Annotated in this window: 11 protein-coding genes; 8 read left to right on the top strand and 3 right to left on the bottom strand. The window is 72.4% G+C overall.

Annotated features, from left to right (window positions below; genetic code table 11):
• Positions 1-2 precede the first annotated feature (2 nt).
• The 5 genes from FHS13_RS21795 to FHS13_RS20265 all read left to right on the top strand — a co-directional run bounded on the left by FHS13_RS21795 (position 3) and on the right by FHS13_RS20265 (position 7,539).
• Positions 3-3,983: a non-ribosomal peptide synthetase gene (locus FHS13_RS21795; protein ID WP_184293548.1), complete on the top strand. Its 3,981-nt coding sequence runs from the start codon at positions 3-5 to the stop codon at positions 3,981-3,983.
• Positions 3,984-4,145: 162 nt separating this feature from the next.
• Complete coding sequence (locus FHS13_RS20250; protein WP_184293549.1) at positions 4,146-5,123, top strand: ABC transporter substrate-binding protein; 978 nt, start codon at positions 4,146-4,148, stop codon at positions 5,121-5,123.
• A 17-nt stretch (positions 5,124-5,140) separates the two neighbouring features.
• On the top strand, positions 5,141-5,347 hold the full coding sequence (locus FHS13_RS20255; RefSeq protein ID WP_184293550.1) for an MbtH family protein: 207 nt from the start codon (positions 5,141-5,143) through the stop codon (positions 5,345-5,347).
• Positions 5,348-5,448: 101 nt separating this feature from the next.
• On the top strand, positions 5,449-6,705 hold the full coding sequence (entS, locus tag FHS13_RS20260; RefSeq protein WP_343065105.1) for an enterobactin transporter EntS: 1,257 nt from the start codon (positions 5,449-5,451) through the stop codon (positions 6,703-6,705).
• Between the two features lie 30 nt (positions 6,706-6,735).
• Entirely contained in the window at positions 6,736-7,539 is an 804-nt protein-coding gene (locus FHS13_RS20265) for a siderophore-interacting protein (RefSeq protein WP_184293551.1), read from the top strand.
• Between the two features lie 68 nt (positions 7,540-7,607).
• On the opposite strand, the gene bla is transcribed toward FHS13_RS20265, so the two are convergent.
• Entirely contained in the window at positions 7,608-8,513 is a 906-nt protein-coding gene (gene bla / locus FHS13_RS20270; protein ID WP_184293552.1) for a class A beta-lactamase, read from the bottom strand.
• Positions 8,514-8,665: 152 nt separating this feature from the next.
• On the opposite strand from bla, the gene FHS13_RS20275 reads away from it, so the two are divergent.
• A complete protein-coding gene (locus tag FHS13_RS20275; protein ID WP_184293553.1) occupies positions 8,666-9,550 on the top strand; it encodes a LysR family transcriptional regulator in 885 nt (294 codons plus the stop codon).
• On the top strand, positions 9,547-10,455 hold the full coding sequence (locus FHS13_RS20280) for a serine hydrolase (RefSeq protein WP_184293554.1): 909 nt from the start codon (positions 9,547-9,549) through the stop codon (positions 10,453-10,455). The genes FHS13_RS20275 and FHS13_RS20280 overlap by 4 nt, the downstream gene beginning before the upstream one ends.
• 206 nt (positions 10,456-10,661) lie before the next feature.
• On the opposite strand, the gene FHS13_RS20285 is transcribed toward FHS13_RS20280, so the two are convergent.
• Complete coding sequence (locus FHS13_RS20285) at positions 10,662-11,792, bottom strand: hypothetical protein (RefSeq protein WP_184293555.1); 1,131 nt, start codon at positions 11,790-11,792, stop codon at positions 10,662-10,664.
• A gap of 332 nt (positions 11,793-12,124) precedes the next feature.
• Positions 12,125-13,699 (bottom strand): carbohydrate-binding protein, encoded by a 1,575-nt coding sequence (locus FHS13_RS20290; protein ID WP_184293556.1) that lies wholly within the window; start codon positions 13,697-13,699, stop codon positions 12,125-12,127.
• 611 nt (positions 13,700-14,310) lie between these two features.
• On the opposite strand from FHS13_RS20290, the gene FHS13_RS20295 reads away from it, so the two are divergent.
• Positions 14,311-15,912 carry a hypothetical protein gene (locus FHS13_RS20295; RefSeq protein WP_184293557.1) on the top strand — a complete coding sequence of 534 codons (1,602 nt, stop codon included), beginning with the start codon at positions 14,311-14,313 and terminating at the stop codon, positions 15,910-15,912.
• Positions 15,913-16,060: the final 148 nt, after the last annotated feature.

Consider the following 16,060-nt stretch of genomic DNA (forward strand, 5'->3'; position numbering starts at 1 on the left):
CCATGGCACCCGCACCCGGGGGCACCGGCGAGATCCAGGACGTGCTCCCCCTGGCCACCCTCCAGGAAGGACTGCTCTTCCACTCCGTCAAGGACGAGCAGCACCTGGACGTCTACACCGTCCAGAACGTCTTCGAGTTCTCCCGCCGCGTCGACGCCGACGCCCTCCAGGCCGCCGCCCGCACCCTCCTGCGCCGCCACCCGTCCCTGCGCGCCGGCTTCATGCACGAGGGCGTGGAGCGCCCCGTCCAGTTCATCCCCCGCGAGGTCCCCGTCTCCTGGCACGAGGCCGACCTGTCCGACCTGCCCGAGGCCGAGGCGCGCCGCCGCTTCGAGCACATCCGCGTCGCCCAGCGCGAACGCCGCTTCGACCTCACCCGACCGCCCCTGATCCGGCACGTGCTCGTGCGCCTGGGCCCCGACCGCGACGCCCTGATCCTCACCTTCCACCACATCGTCATGGACGGCTGGTCGGGCGAGCTCTACAACGCCGAGCTCATGGAGCTCTACCTGCGCGGCGGCGACGACACCGGCATGCCCGCCCCCCGCCCCTACCGCGACTACCTCGTCTGGCTCTCCCGCCAGGACCGCGCCCGCTCCCTGGCCGCCTGGGGGTCGGCCCTGGAAGGAGTGGAAGAGGGCACCCTCCTCGCCCCCGGAGAGGGCGGCGACACCACCCTCATGCCCCGCACCGTCGACGGCGTCCTCGACCCGGCCCTGGCCGGGCGCGTCACCGCCCTGGCCCGCGACACCGGAGTCACCCCCAACACCGTGTTCCTCGCCGCCTGGGGTCTGGTCCTGCGCTCGCTCACCGGCCGCGACGACGTGGTCTTCGGCAGCACCGTGGCCGGGCGCCCGCCCGAGATCGACGGCGTCGACTCCGTCATCGGCGTCTTCTTCAACACCGTCCCCGTCCGGGTGCGGGTGCGCCCGGGCGAGAGCGCACGCGCACTGCTCAAGCGCATCCAGGGCGAGCAGGCCGACCTGCTGCCCCACCACCACGTCGGCCTGGCCGACATCCAGAGCACCGTCGGCGGCAAGCGCCTCTTCGACACCCTGTACGTGCAGCGCAACATCCCCCGCGACGACGAGAACTACCAGCGCGTGCGCCGCCTCACCGGACTGGAGTCGGTCACCGGATCCGACGCCACCCACTACCCGCTGACCCTCGTCGTCCAGCCCGGCGAGGAACTGCGGCTGAGCCTGGCCCACCGCACCGACGCCGTCCCCGCCGAACGGGCCCGGGAGCTGTTCGACCGCACGGTGCGCCTGCTCGAGCAGATCACGGCCGCACCCGACGCCCCCCTGGCCGGCCTCGGCGTCCTGGAACCCGATGCCGAGGCCGCCGCCCTCGGCCTGGGCAGGGGAACGCGGCGCGCACTGCCCCCCTCCACCCTCGCGGAACAGTTCGAGGCCTCCGCCGCCCGCCACCCCGACCGCACCGCGCTCGTCACCCGCGACGAGGCCCTCACCTTCGCCGAGCTCGACGACCGCGCCGAACGCCTGGCCCGGCTCCTGGCCGGCCTGGGCGTCGGCCCCGAGGTGCGCGTGGCCATCGCCCTGCCCCGCTCCGCCGACTGGGTGGCCACCCTGCTGGCCGTGCTCAAACTCGGCGCCGCCTACGTCCCCCTGGACCTGGAGCACCCCGCCGAGCGCCTGGGCCACGTGCTCCAGGACTCCGATCCCGGCGTCACCGTCACCACCTCGGCCGCCGCCCGCGGCCTTCCCGGGCACGGGGGAGGGCACCGCGTCCTGCTCGACGATCCCCGCACCCGCGAGGAGCCGGCCGCCGCCGACGTCTCGGCACCGCGCCCAGCCGCGGCGGGCCGCCCCGACCACCTCGCCTACGTCATCCACACCTCCGGCTCCACCGGCAGACCCAAGGGCGTCCAGGTGCCCTACCGCGGCCTGGTGAACATGCTGGTCAACCACCGCGAGGAGATCTTCGGCCCCGTCGTCGCCTCCCAGGGCGGCCGGGTGATGCGCGTGGCGCACACCGTGTCGTTCTCCTTCGACATGTCCTGGGAGGAACTGCTGTGGCTGATCGACGGCCACGAGGTCCACCTCATGGACGAGGAGCTGCGCCGCGACTCCGCCGCCCTGGTCGCCTACTGCGCCGCGCGGCGCATCGACGTCGTCAACGTGACCCCCTCCTACTGCGGCCAGCTCCTCGAGGACGGCCTGCTCGACGCCGGAGGCCACCGCCCCCCGCTCGTCCTGCTGGGCGGCGAGGCCGTCGGCCCGACCGTGTGGGACACCCTGCGCGACACCCCCGGCGTGCTCGGCTACAACCTCTACGGCCCCACCGAGTACACCATCAACACCCTGGGCGGCGGCACCGCCGACAGCGGCACCCCCACCGTCGGCCGGCCCATCGCCAACACCGACGTGCACGTCCTGGACACCGCGCTGCGCCCTGTCGCCCCCGGTGTCCCCGGCGAGCTGTACGTCACCGGCGCCGGACTGGCCCGCGGTTACACGGGCCGCTCCGCCCTGACCGCCGAGCGGTTCGTCGCCGACCCCTACGGCCCGCCCGGATCGCGCATGTACCGCACCGGCGACCTCGTGCGCTGGGACGCCGCCGGTCGCATCGACTACCTCGGCCGCACCGACGACCAGGTCAAGATCCGCGGCGTGCGCATCGAACCCGGCGAGGTCGAGGCCGCCCTGGAGAGGCACCCGGCCGTCGCCCAGGCCGCCGTCGCCGTCCGCGAGGACGCCCCCGGCCCCCAGCGCCTGGTCGGCTACGTTGTCCCCGCCGGCCCCGATCCCGACTCCGAGGCGATCCGACGCGACCTGCGCGCGTCCCTGCCCGACGCCATGGTGCCCTCGGCCCTGGTCGTCCTCGACCGCCTGCCGCTGACCGTCAACGGCAAGCTCGACCGCGCCGCCCTGCCCGCCCCCTCCGGACGCGGACCGGCCGGGCGGCCTGCGCGCGACGACACCGAACGCGCCCTGTGCGCGGACTTCGCCGCGGTCCTGGGCGTGCCCGAGGTCGGCCCCGACGAGGACTTCTTCGACCTGGGCGGCCACTCCCTGCTGGCCATGCGCCTGGTCGGGCGCATCCGCAAGCGCACCGGGCAGCGCCTGCGCGCGGGCGACCTCATCGCCGCCCCCACCGCCGCGCGGCTGCGCGCGTACCTGGAGTCGCCGCGCCGGGAGAACCTGCTGGCCACCGTGCTGCGCCTGCGCGAGGGCGGACGCAAGGCACCGCTGTTCTGCCTCCACCCCGCCGGCGGCCTCAGCTGGGGGTACGCGGGCCTGGCCCCCCACATCGACCGCGACCGGCCCCTGGTCGGCATCCAGTTCCCCGGTCTGCTCGGCGAAGAGCCCCCGGCCGGGATGGACGCACTCGCCGAGCTCTACGCCCGCCACATCCGCACCGTCCAGCCCAGCGGCCCCTACCACCTGCTCGGCTGGTCCTTCGGCGGGCAGATCGCGCACGCCCTGGCCACCCGCCTGCAGGCCGAGGGGGAGAAGGTGGCCCTCCTGGCGATGCTCGACACCTATCCCACCGACTCCGACCCCGTGCGCGCGGCCGGAGGCCCGGTGGGTGAGGACGAGGCCGAACAGGAGGCGCTCGGCTTCCTGCTCTCCAGCTCCGGGCGCGACCTGCCCGCGCGGCTCGCCCCGCCCCACCGGCGCGAGGACGTCGTGGAGTTCCTCCGCGACGGCGACGGGGTCTGGGCCGACTTCGAGGCCGAGACCATCGACCGGGTCGTACGGGCGTACACGTACACCAGCGACGCCATGTACCGCTGCCGCTACCGGGTCTTCGACGGCGACGTGCACTTCTTCACCGCCACCGCCGGGCGCGACCCCGCCTCGGGGATCGGCGCGCACCTGTGGAAGCGGCACGTCGGCGGCCAGGTCCTGGACACCGAGGTGGACCACCACCACGACGACCTCACCGGCCCCGCCGCGCTGGCGGTGATCGGACCCGAGCTGGACCGCGCCCTGCGCGCCGCCTCCGCACCCCTCTGACCAGGGGAGGAGCGAACAGGTCCGACGGAATGCCCGACCCCACTGGCCCAATGCCTTAGGTAAGGCTATCCTCATACTGCCTGTTCGTCAGGGAAAGCCCGCCCCCGCGGGCCTTCCTGCCCTCCCCCCCGACCCCCGTACCGACACAGGAAGCACACCACCGTGATCCACAGGACCACCCACCCCGGGCGCGGCGCCCTCCCCGCCGGCGGACTCGCCCTCCTCCTCACCCTCACCGCCTGCGGCGGCGGCAGCACCGAGGAGAGCGCCGACGCGGCCGCCGACACCGTGACCGTGGAGACCGACTACGGAAACGTCGACATCCCCGCCGACCCGCAGTCGATCGTCGCCCTGGAATTCGGCAACGAGGTCCTCCTCGAAGCGGGCATCACCCCCGCCGGCGTCATCGAACCCACCCCCTCCCTCTACACCGAGGAGCAGATGGGCATCCTCGAACAGGCCCCCGTCGTCCAGAGCGCGTCCCTGGAGATCAACCTCGAAGCCGTCGCCACCGCCGCACCCGACCTCATCATCGGCGGCGTCCGCGAGGTCAGCCACGCCGACTACGAGGCCCGCAAGGAAGACCTGGAGCAGATCGCCCCCACCGTCCTCCTCGACTTCGACGGAGCCGACTCCCAGCTGCGCGACATGACCCTCGAACTCTCCGAGATCATCGGCGACGGCGAACGCGCCCGAGCCGAACGCGAGACCTTCGAGACCCGCTCCGACGAGATCGGCCGGACCTACGCCGAACAGCTCGAGGAGCACACCTTCGCCGTCGTCTTCGCCGTCGAGGACGAATTCGCCGTCGTCAACTCCAACGCCTGGGGCGGCTCCACCCTCGACGGCCTCGGCGCCCGGCTCACCGAAGCCATCGAGCCCGCCGGCGAGGACTTCGCCGCCTGGTACTCCTACGAGAACATCGACGCCCTCGCCGACGCCGACGTCGTCTTCTACGAGACCGACGTGACCCTCGAACCCGACGCCTTCACCGAGGAACTCCTCGGCCACGAACTGTGGAGCACCCTGCCCGCCGCGCAGAACGAGCAGGTCCACCCCCTGCGCTACAGCTTCTCGCGCACCTACGCCCAGGCCAACGACGTCCTCGACCAGATCGAGACGGTCCTCCAGGACCTGTAGCCCGCAAGGAGCACGGCATGACCAACCCGTTCGACGACCCCGACGGCACCTTCCTCGTCCTGGTCAACGACGAGGACCAGCACTCGCTGTGGCCCGAGTTCGCCCCCGTCCCCGCCGGCTGGACCGCCGTCCACGGCCCCACCGGCCGCGACGAGGCACTGCGGTACGTGGACACGCACTGGACCGACCTGCGGCCCCGGAGCCTGCGCGAGGCCATGGCCTGACGCCCCCGCACCCTGCGGCCTCCCCGGAAGGCCGCAGGGTGTGCCAACGTGATGGGGGGCTCCGGCCCCGCCCGGACACCACCGCACCCAGTTAGGTACCCGTGAAGCTCTCCCAGCTGATGGTCGACGTCAGCCCGCTGCGCACGAGCCCCGAGTTCAGGACCGTCTTCATCGCCCGGCTCGTCTCCGTCTTCGGCCTCGGCTTCGCCGCGGTGGCCCTGCCCCTCCAGGTGTACCAACTCACCGGATCCTCCCTGGCCGTGGCCACCGTCCACACCACCAGCGCCCTCAGCGTCCTGGCCGGAACCCTCGTCGGCGGGGCCCTGGCCGACCGCGGCGACCGGCGCCGCCTCATCGTCCTCGGCCGCGGCTCCGCCGTCGTCGGCTTCGGCGCCCTGGCCGCCAACACCCTCCTCCTCGACCAGCCCTGGCTCTGGGTCATCTACGCGGCCGCCGCCTTCAACGGCTTCTTCGGCTCCTTCAGCGCCGTCGCCCTCCAGGCCGCCGCACCCGGCTTCGTCCCCCGGAGCAAGCTCCCCGCCGCCGGCGCCCTCCTCGCACTCAACGGCGAACTCGGCGCCGTCCTGGCCCCCGCCCTGGGCGGCTCCGTCATCGCCCTGTGGGGCATGGGCGCCAACTACACGGTCACCGCCGCACTGTCCCTGGTCACCACCGCCCTCGTCTGGCGCCTGCCCCGACTGGAGGCCGGCGGGGACGCAGGCCGCCAGCCGTTCCCCGCCGCCCTGCGCGAAGGAGCGGCCTTCGCCGTCCGCCACCGCGTGGTCGGCCCCCTGCTGCTGCTCGGCCTCGTACAGATGCTCTTCGCCGCGCCCACCGTGCTCGTCCCCGAGTTCACCGACAAGGTCCTCGGCGGCGGCGAGGCCCTGGTCGGCCTCCTCTACACCGCCCCCGCCGCCGGAGCCCTCCTGGGCTCCCTCACCAGCGGCTGGGCCGGACGCGCCCGCCGCACCGGCACCGCACTCCTGGCCTCCGTCGCCCTGTGCGGCCTGGCCGTCGCCTCCCTGGGCCTCTCCTCCTGGGCACCTGCGGCCTTCGCCTTCCTCGCCCTGCTCGGCCTCGGCCAGGTCGTGGGGGAGATCCTGCGCTACGGACTGCTGCAATCACACACCCCCGACCGCCTGCGCGGCCGCGTCAACGCCGTCTGGACCGCCCAGGCCACCGTCGGCGACTCCACCGGCGCCCTCACCCTCGGCGCGCTCGCCCCCCTCGTCGGCGCCGCGGGCGCCCTCCTGGCGGGCGGCGCCCTCACCGTGGCCTGCACCGCCGCGGCCGCCGCCCTCTTCGCGGGCCTGCGCACCGCCCGCGTCCTCACCGAGCCCGAACACTCCGCCCCGTAGCGGAACCGCACCCACAAGGAGTTGGAAGACATGACCGACCACGAGCGCCGGATCGAGATGTACCCGCTGCGGCGGCGCGTGCTCGAGGTGGCCCACGCCGAACGCATCACCCCGCGCATGGTCCGCCTCCACCTCGCCGGCCCCGACCTGGAAGGCATGCGGAGCGACCACTTCGCCGACCACGTCAAGCTCTGGTTCCCCAACGAGGAGGGCGGGCACGTCCTGCCCGTCGTCGAGGACGACCGCTGCCTCAACTTCCGCGACCCCGGCGTCGTCTACCGCGACTACACCGTCCGCGCCCTGCACGAGGACCGCCTCGTCATCGACTTCGTCGCCCACGACCACGGCCCCGCCGGACGCTGGGCCCAGGCCGCCCGCCCCGGCGACCGCATCGGCGTGCTCGGCCCCCGCGGCACCGCCTGGATCACCGGCGACTTCGACTACCACGTGCTCCTGGTCGACGAGACGGCCCTGCCTGCCGCCGCCCGCTACATCGAGGAACTGCCCTCCGACGCCCGCGTCTTCGCCTTCCTCGAGGTCGCCGACGCCGCCGAGGAGCAGAAGCTCGACGCCCCCGCCGGGGCCCGGATCACCTGGCTGCACCGCGGCGACGCCCAGCCCGGCAGCACCGACCTGCTGCTGGAGGCCTTCCGCGCCCTGGAACTGCCCCAGGGCGACGGATTCGTCTACGCCGCCGGCGAGGCCGACACCCTCAAGCCGATCCGGCGCCTGCTCAAGGAGCGCGGCTTCGTCCGCAACGCCACCTGCGAGGTCGACGGCTACTGGCGCCGCGGCACCACCAACCTCGACCACCACCAGGAAGAGGACGACTGACACCCGCGGGCCCCGCGGCCGACCGGCCGCGGGGCCCCGCCCGGCATGCCCGGGCTCCGCCGGACCCCTCAGCCCAGGGCGTCGACCACGGCCTCCGCGGCCCGGGCCACGAGCGCGTCGTCGTGCTCGGCGTCGGCCTCGTCACGGCTGGACATGACCGCCAGCACGATCGGGTCGCCCTCGTCCGGCCACAGGACGGCGACGTCGTTGCGGGTGCCGTAGCCGGCCGACCCCGTCTTGTCGCCCACGGTCCAGTCCTCGGGGACACCCGCGCGGATCAGCGCGTCCCCCGTCGTGTTGCGCACGAGCAGGTCGTTGAGGATCTCCTGCCGGTCCTCGGGCAGCGCGTCCCCGAGCGTGAACGCCCGCAGGCTCCCGACCATCGCGCGAGGTGTACTGGTGTCGCGCTCGTCCCCGGGCACCGCCTCGTTCAACTCGGTCTCCCAGCGCTCGGGATCGGTCACGTCGTCACCGATCTCCTCCAGCGCGTCCTCGAACCCCTCGGGCCCGCCGATCTCCTCCAGGACCAGGTTCCCCGCCGTGTTGTCGCTGTAGCGCACCGACGCGTCCAGAAGCTCCCTCAGCGTCATACCCGTCGCGACGTTCTCCTCCGTGATCGGCGAGTACTCCACCAGATCCTCCGACGAGTAGGAGACCACCTCCTCCAGCTCCTCCGGCGAGTTCTGCCGCAGAGCCACACCGGCCGACAGGGCCTTGTGCGTGGAGGCGTAGTTGAAGCGCTCGTCGGCACGGTGGGCCACCTCCTCGCCCGTCCCGGTGTCCACCGCGTAGACCCCCAAACGGGCGTCGAACTCCTCCTCCAGAGCGGCGAACCCGTCGACCGCAGCCTCGGCGGCCGACGGAGACCCGCCCTGCGGATCGGCGGCCGGCTCCGAAGAGGCGCACGCGGCCAGCGGCAGGACCATCAGTGCCACGACGGCCGGAACCGTGAGGCGCACAGGGTGCTGGAACATGTCTTTCGTCCTTTACGAGAGTGCGGCACACCGGGCCCGGCGCCGGCACCTCCCCCTCGGGAGGCACCGGACAGAAGTCTGTCCCGGCCGCATCATGCTGTCCAAGACGAAAGTGCGTGGTTCCATGCACTTTCTGCATAAGATCAGGTGCCATGGACCTCGTCGGAGCCTGCCTGGCCTTCGTCCACGTCAGCGACCACGCCGGTTTCACCCCCGGCGCGGCCGCCGCCGGCATCCCCCAACCCGTGGCCAGCCGGCGCGTCGCCGCCCTGGAGGAACACCTGGGCGGGCGCCTGTTCGACCGCTCCACCCGCCGGGCCGTACTCACCCAGTTCGGCCGCGACATGCTCCCCGCCGCCCGCAGACTGCTCCAGGCCGCCGAGGAACTCCAGCACGACGCCGCCCGCGCCGCACTGCGCCCCCTGCGCCTGGCCGTCCCCGACACCTGCACCCCGCTGGACCTGGCCCTGCTGGGCGCCCGCGCCCGCGAGGCCGGCGTGGCCGCCGACCCCGTCCCCGCGGCCCCCGCCGCACGCCGCACCCTCCTGCGCGACCGCGACGTACGCGCCGCCCTCCTGGCCGTACCGTCCGCCGAGGCCGACTGGACCGTCCCCCTCGGCGCGGCCGCCACCGAAGGGCCCGCCACCGGGACCCTCCACCTGGAGACCCTGCGCCTGGGCCGCACCGACCTGGGCACCCGCCCCCGGCGCCTGTGGCTCCAACCCGAGGACGACGTGCCCCACATCCGCGACCCCCTCACCCGCATGCGCGACGCCCTCGGCCTGCGCCCCACCCAGGTCGCCACCGCCCCCTCCCTGGCCGCGGCCGCCACCGAGGTCCTGGCCGGCGCCGACCTCCTCCTGTGCTCGCCCGCCCAGGCCGACGAACTCGACCTCTACTGGCGCCCCCTGGGCGGCACCGACCTGGCCCGCGGCTACGACCTCGCCGCCGGCACCGGAGACGAGGCCGAACGCCTGCGCCACCTGCTCGACCGCGACATCGCCCGCTGCCTCGGCTCCCCGGGAGGACCGAGGTGAACACCACCGCCCTGCTGCACGCACTGCGCGACGAGCTGCAGGAGGCCGGACTGCGCGGCTCCTTCCTCGTCCGCGACCTGGACACGGGCGAGGAACTCGGCCTCGACCCCGACCTCGACTTCTCCTCCGCCTCCCTCGTCAAGGTCCCCCTGGCCCTGGCCACCCTCGAACGCATCCGCACCGGCGAGATCGACGGCGCCCGCACCCTGCTCGTACAACCCGGCCGCGACCTCGACTCGGGCAGCACCGGCATGAGCAAGTTCCGCCACCCGGCCCGCATCGCCGTCGAGGACCTGCTCTACCTGAGCACCTGCCTCAGCGACGGCGTGGCCGCCGGCGCGCTCTTCGGACTCACCCCGCCCGCCCAGGTCACCGCCTTCCTGCGCGGCATCGGCCTGCGCGGCATCACCGTGCGCAGCGACACCCGCGACCTCAACGAGACCCCCGCCGACAAGCTGGACCGCGACGAGATCCACCTCGCCCACTCCCTGGCCATCGGCGGCGGAACGGCCGGACGCGGCCACCGCATCCCCCAACTCGACACCACCCGCGCCAGCTCCGGCAGCGCCCAGGCCTTCACCGACCTGCTCCAGGAACTGTGGCGGCCCAGGCACATCGACGGCCAGGTGGCCGCGCGCGTACGCGAACTCATGCGCCACAACGTGCTGCGCCACCGGCTGGCACCCGACTTCTCCTCCGACGCCTCCACCTGGTCGTCCAAGACCGGCACGGTGCTCAACCTGCGCCACGAGATCGGCGTGGTCGAGCACGCCGACGGGCAGTCCTTCGCCGTCGCGGCACTGACCGAGTCGCTCGTACCGGCCGTCCACCAACCCGGAGCCGAGGCCCTCATGGCCAGGGTCGCCCGCGCCCTGCGCGACCACCTGCGAGCACGCCGACCCTAGGCCTTGCTATTTCGGATCGTCTCGGGCCGCACGGCCGACCAGGCGCCCCCTTGCCGCGCCGGAGAGCTTGCGAAGCCCACCGGGCCGAGCTGCGCTCTCCGCCTCGCAAGGGAACGCCTGGCCGGCCGTTCGCCGGAGGATCGGCTCCGCCGACACGGCGAGAACATCCACACAACACGGCCCGGACCACGTCCACCGCGGCCCTTCTAGGGATGGAGCACGTCCCCCGAGACGACACCGGGAACGGTGGCGCCGCTGTCGTGGAAGTCCTCGGGCGCGAACTCGACGAAGGGCTCGACGGCCTCCATCTCACAGGGGTCGGAGGAGAACCGCGCGTCCAGGCGCTTGAGGCAGGCCACCGCGTCGACCTTGGAGAGCACCAGCTCCTCGAACTCGGCGCGCCCGGTCTGCACACTGACCAGGTGGGGGCGGGACTCCCCGCCGGGGGCCGGGTCCGGGGCGCTCACCCTCCCGTTGAACACGACCGTCTCCACGACCTCCCCCGGGGTCGCGCTGAACACCTCGTGCAGCGTGCGCAGGGCCATGCAGGCCACGAGCTGTGCGTAGCGCCTGCGCACCTCGCCCGACGACCGGGGCACCGGAACCATCACGTCCCGGGCCGCCGCGTACTCGTAGCCGCGCACGTCGGGGACCACGGACGCGGGCGGGAGTTCGAGCTCGATCACCACACCGCGGCTCTGCGACCGGTAGGCCACCCGGACCTTCTTCGGAAACCCCGGCGGATACGCCGACCGCTCCAGGACCCGCTCGACGAACCATTCGACCGCCACGTACCAGCCGTCGAGGAACTCCTCGGCGCGCGCCCGCAGGGCCTCGTTCTCCGCCCGCGTCCGGTTCTCGATCTCCCGGACGCGCTCGTCGTGCTCCCGGCGTGCCCGCACCAGCTCGGCGACGCGCCGGGCCTCCCGCTGCCGGTACTCGTCGAGCGCCTCCCGGAAGACCTCCTCGGCCCGGGCCACGACCTGTTTGTGGCGGCCGGCGCCGCCGAACAGCATCTCCAGCGGCCCGGGCGGCTCGGGCTCGTACCCGGCCCAGGTCGGCTCGGGTTCGGGAACGGCCAGGTGGCCGGGCCGGAAGCGGGGGAACTCCGGCTTCACCGCGAGGTCGTCGAAGGTGAGGGGAGCACGCTTCAGGGCGTCGGTGAGAACGGAGTCGAGGCACGAGACGCGGTGGTTGACCTCCGCCGTGCGGGACGCGGCGAGCCGCTGCCGGGACTCGACGTGCTGCTCACGGGGGCCCTTGGCCTCCCCCACGCCGCGCCCGGCCTGTCGGTGCGACGCCACCTGCTGCCGATCCCACCCGGTACGTCCGCTCACGCTCTGTGTCATCCCGCAGGTCTCCTGTCCTCCGGCAAACGTTTCACCATGAAGGTAAAGCCTTGAGACGGCAATCGTCAGCGGTTTCCCAAGATACACATCCGGTTGTGCGGATAATGCGGCAAGGAAAGCATTGATTTCTCTGCGAATGCGACCGTAGTAGGGGTTTCCGCAGCTGGTCCTCTTTGCAGGAATTGATTTCCTTTCGGAGGAGTGACTGCTTTTTGCGCGTGTTTCGGACAAGAGCGGACAAGACGGCGCGGTAGGCGGGCGGTCCGAGACAGGGATCGGCCCGCCCGGCGGAACCGGGCGGGCCGACAGGGGGTGACCGGCTACGGCGTCACCGGGGTACCGCCGAAGGTCACGACGAGACGCCCGTCCGCCGCGAAGGACCAGTCCAGGGAGCCGCTGTAGGAGGAGCACCGGGATCCGTTCGTCCCCGACCAGAACTGGTTCGAGCTGTCGGAGTTGCCGATGATCCGGTCCTTGGAGCCGCTGTCACACGAGGTGTTGCCCCGGAACACCGAGGAGCCGCCGTCGAAGTTGAAGTTGCGCTCCTCGTTGCCGATGCTGACGTTGTCCGAGACCGTCATCGAGCCGAGGTTGCGGTTGTAGGTGAATCCGTGCTTGCCGTTGTCATAGGCGATGCTGCGCCTGATGACGTGGTCGACGCCGATGTCCTCGCCGCCGAGCTTGTAGCCGTTGCGGTCGCCGTCCCCGGCCTGGGAGCCGTCGCTGAGGGTGCCGTTCCCGTAGGCGAGGGAGTCCTCGACGGTCACGGCTCCGATGGGGCCCGTCTCGGACTTGGTGTAGAGGTCCCAGCCGTCGTCGATGTTGTTGTGGGCCACGGCGTAGCGGAAGACGTTTCCGGGGCCGGAGGTGAGCTTGGCGGCGAAGCCGTCGGCGTCCTCGCCGTCGGAGTCGACGTTGTCGTGCGACTCGGCGCTGAGAACGAGGTTGTGGGACGGCCAGAGGCTCTCGGGGGTGCTCGAGTCGCGCCGGGAGATCTGCAGTCCCGTGTCGCGGTTGAAGCGCGTCACCGTGCGCTCGACGACGTTGTGGCTGCCGCTGACGAAGATGCCGTTGTCGCCGGCGCGCTCCACGACGATGCCGCGGATGTGCCAGTACGAGCCCTCCAGGGCCAGGCCGCGGTTGGCCGAGTCCTCGCTCTGGGCCGAGAAGTCCAGCACCGGCGTCTCGCCCGGGTAGGCCCACAGCTCTGTACGGTCGCCCGAGGTGCCTCCGCTGTCCTGCGGAAGGGTGACCGTGTCCGAGAAGCGGTAGGTCCCACCGCGCAGGTGGATCGTCCCGCCGGGGGTGATGCGGTCGATCGCCGAGGCGAGCGTCGTCGGGTCCGACTGCGTGCCCGAGGCATTGCTGCTGCCGGTCGGGGACACGTAGAGCTCCGCGCCCGGGGGCGGCGGGACGTCGCCGCCACCGTCGGTCTCGACGTCGAGGTGGTCGATGTTGGGCAGGCCTTCGGAACCGGTGGGGGTGAGGCGGATCGTGTTGCTGCCGGCGTTCACCGGCACAGTGAGTGTCTTGGTCCGCCACGCGTCCCACCGGCCGGTGCTCTCGAAGGACGCCGAGGCGGTGGTCGAGCCGTTCACCGCGACGTCGGCGGGCCGCGCGGTGCCGGTGCCGTTGGCGAAGCGGACCTTCAGCGTCACCGTGCCCGGAGCGGGGGCGGTCACGGTGAACTGTGCGTGGGCGCCCACGGCGTTGGTGCCGTTGCAGAACCCGCTGCCGGTGTACCCCGACCAGTCGGAGTCGATGGTGCCGGTGCAGACGGCCGGGGAGGCCTCGGCCTCGTAGCGGGTGGTCTCGGCCTGCGCGGCGGTACCGGGCAGGCCGACGAGCACGGCGGCCAGCAGGCCCGCGCACGCCAGGGAGGGTCTCAGTTGCATCGTCTGTCTCCAGGTGGGGGGTGGGAACTCCGGAGTCCGTGCCTACATTTGGAAAGCGCTTTCTTTTGCAGAAGCTAAATGCTCGTCGCAGGCGCGTCAACGGTCTTGTTCCCGGATCCTGGCCGTGTTATGGACGAACGCCGACACGCAGGTCCGAGGCAGTACGCCGTGTCCGGCAGAACGTCGGCCCGTGGCTCCTGCCGAAGCACCCGGGTCCCTGATCGGCCCCCGCTTCCGAACCCTTCACGCGATGTCCGGACAGGACGGCCACGGCCATCACGATGCTCGGCACCGAGGTGGGGCGCTGCGGTTCACCGCTCAGGTGGGGAAAGCCGTGCCGAGGCCAGAGCCGATGATCACGTCGACCTGGTGCGGCCTGCCGGGACGCGTAGCGTTCTGGACGAGCGGTGCTTGTCACGGTGGAGCGTGACGGACCGGGCCCAAGGCCCTTCGATGCCGTCCTTCGGCAACTTACCCTGCCCGAGCCGCTGCCCGCGCGTGCCGTCTTCCGGAACCTGGACCGGCCCGGCCTTGCAGCGAGGAGCGGAAGGGGCCACACTTGCTGAAATGACGACCCGCATCTCACGGAAGGGCGGCCTCCGCCCGGGCCTTTGAGCGCCTTTGAGCGGACCCACGGTGCTCCCGCCGATGGACGGTCCACCTTTCTCCAGCACGTCCTCTCCCTTTTCGACGAGCACGGCGAACCACCCTGGCCCGACGGCGGTCGGCCGTTTCCCGACGATCTGCCCGGCTGGGCCAACGTCGCCATGAGCAGCGTCTTCCTCGACGGGGTCCGCACACATCACTCGGGCATCGACGCAGACACGCGACAGGCCGACACCCTGGTCGAGGCCATCGCTCGGGCCGTGAAGAACCCTGTCGGCACCGCTGTGTTCCAACACCTCCACGACGTGTTCGCCGGGACCGACGCCCTGACGGTCGCCGACCACTTCGCCGATCCGCTTGCCGAACGGAAGGCGCCCCCAGCGCGTGTGCGAGAACTCGCCCGGTGGATCGCCGAATACGGCACCGACCGGAACGCCCTGAAGATCGCGCTGGTGCTGCTGGGCCTGTGCGGCGACGAACGTGAACGCGACCTGCTCGTGCTGCTCGGGTCGCTCGACGAGTTCGCGCTCTATGCGGCGGTCGCCCTGTGGCGCGCCGTGCCCGATCCCGAGCCGGACCTGTTCCTGATCGCCCGGCGAACCACAGGGTGGGGCCGGATCCACGCGGTGAAGCGGTTGCGCGGTGCCGCCGATCCCGCCATCCGCGCATGGCTACTGCGTGAGGGGTTCCGCAACGGTGTCATGGACAGCTACCTCGCCCACTTCGTTGCGGTGAACTTCGGGCTGGTGGAAGCCCTCACCGGCGAAGGGCCGGAGGCAGGGACGGACGAGGTGTTGCTCGACGGAGCCGGCAGGCTCCTCAGCGCCATGGCCATGGCCGAGGGTGGAGTGGCCGAAGGCCTGGCGGACTACCCAGGCGCCTTCACTGCACTCGAACGCTATGCCGAGCTGGTCGAAGGCGTGCCCGCCCCCCTGGGCCGACTCGCCGATCTGACGAGGATCCGCCTCTACCTGCTCGGCATCCCCGGAGATCTGGGGCGCCCGGCGGAAGAGGTGGCCCGGCTCGGCAGGCGGTTCTCCCGACTGCTGGAACACCCCGAATGGACGGACCTGGTCCGCGCCCATCTGGCCGACCCTGAACGGGAGGACTTCGGCGCCGCGCTGTGGCCGGCCCACGAGCTGGGCCTGCGGCCGTTCGATGACGTTCTCCGGCGTCTGCGTGTCGCCCCGCGGGATGCCGCCGCTTGGGCCTGGGCTTTCCGGTGGGCTTCTTCCCAGGAGCGGGCCACCGGCCTGGTGGAGCTCGACGAGACGCTGCTGCCGCTCGATCGGCTGGACACGGGGCCGACCGACGTGGCGGCGGTCGGGCCGGGGTACGAGGACGAGCAGGTGCTGGAGCAGGTTCTGCGCTGTATGGCGCGGATCCCGGGATCAGGTCGGTCGCTCGTTCGCGTCGGCCTGCGCAACCGGTGCGTCGCGGTGCGGGCGAGTGCGGTCAGAGTTCTGGAGGCGTGGCAGGACCGGCCGCTCTCCGTGGGCATTGTGTCTCTGCTCCGCTCTGCAGTGCGCGAGGAGCCGGACCCCAAGATCAGGAAGAGAATGGAGCTCCTTCTGGAGCGGCTCGGCTTCGGCTCCGAGCCGGCCTGAACTTGCGCTGGAGCAACCGGGGCGGCCGGGTGACCGTACCCGAACACTCTGGAGGGGTGCCAAGACCGGACTCCAGTCGGCGGACCTGTCCCGTCCTGGTGGATGCGGCGCTGGAGCGGTGCCGGTTGACCGGGGCGCCGGGGCCCTG

The sequence above is a fragment of the Nocardiopsis algeriensis genome (assembly GCF_014203695.1).
Classification (GTDB): domain Bacteria; phylum Actinomycetota; class Actinomycetes; order Streptosporangiales; family Streptosporangiaceae; genus Nocardiopsis; species Nocardiopsis algeriensis.

Excerpts from the sequence above, each read along its gene's own strand:
- FHS13_RS20275 (WP_184293553.1), top strand. The coding sequence starts at position 8,666 with ATGGACCTCGTCGGAGCCTGCCTGGCCTTCGTCCACGTCAGCGACCAC.
- bla (WP_184293552.1), bottom strand. The coding sequence starts at position 8,513 with ATGTTCCAGCACCCTGTGCGCCTCACGGTTCCGGCCGTCGTGGCACTG.
- FHS13_RS20290 (WP_184293556.1), bottom strand. The coding sequence starts at position 13,699 with ATGCAACTGAGACCCTCCCTGGCGTGCGCGGGCCTGCTGGCCGCCGTG.
- FHS13_RS21795 (WP_184293548.1), top strand. The coding sequence starts at position 3 with ATGGCACCCGCACCCGGGGGCACCGGCGAGATCCAGGACGTGCTCCCC.
- FHS13_RS20255 (WP_184293550.1), top strand. The coding sequence starts at position 5,141 with ATGACCAACCCGTTCGACGACCCCGACGGCACCTTCCTCGTCCTGGTC.
- FHS13_RS20265 (WP_184293551.1), top strand. The coding sequence starts at position 6,736 with ATGACCGACCACGAGCGCCGGATCGAGATGTACCCGCTGCGGCGGCGC.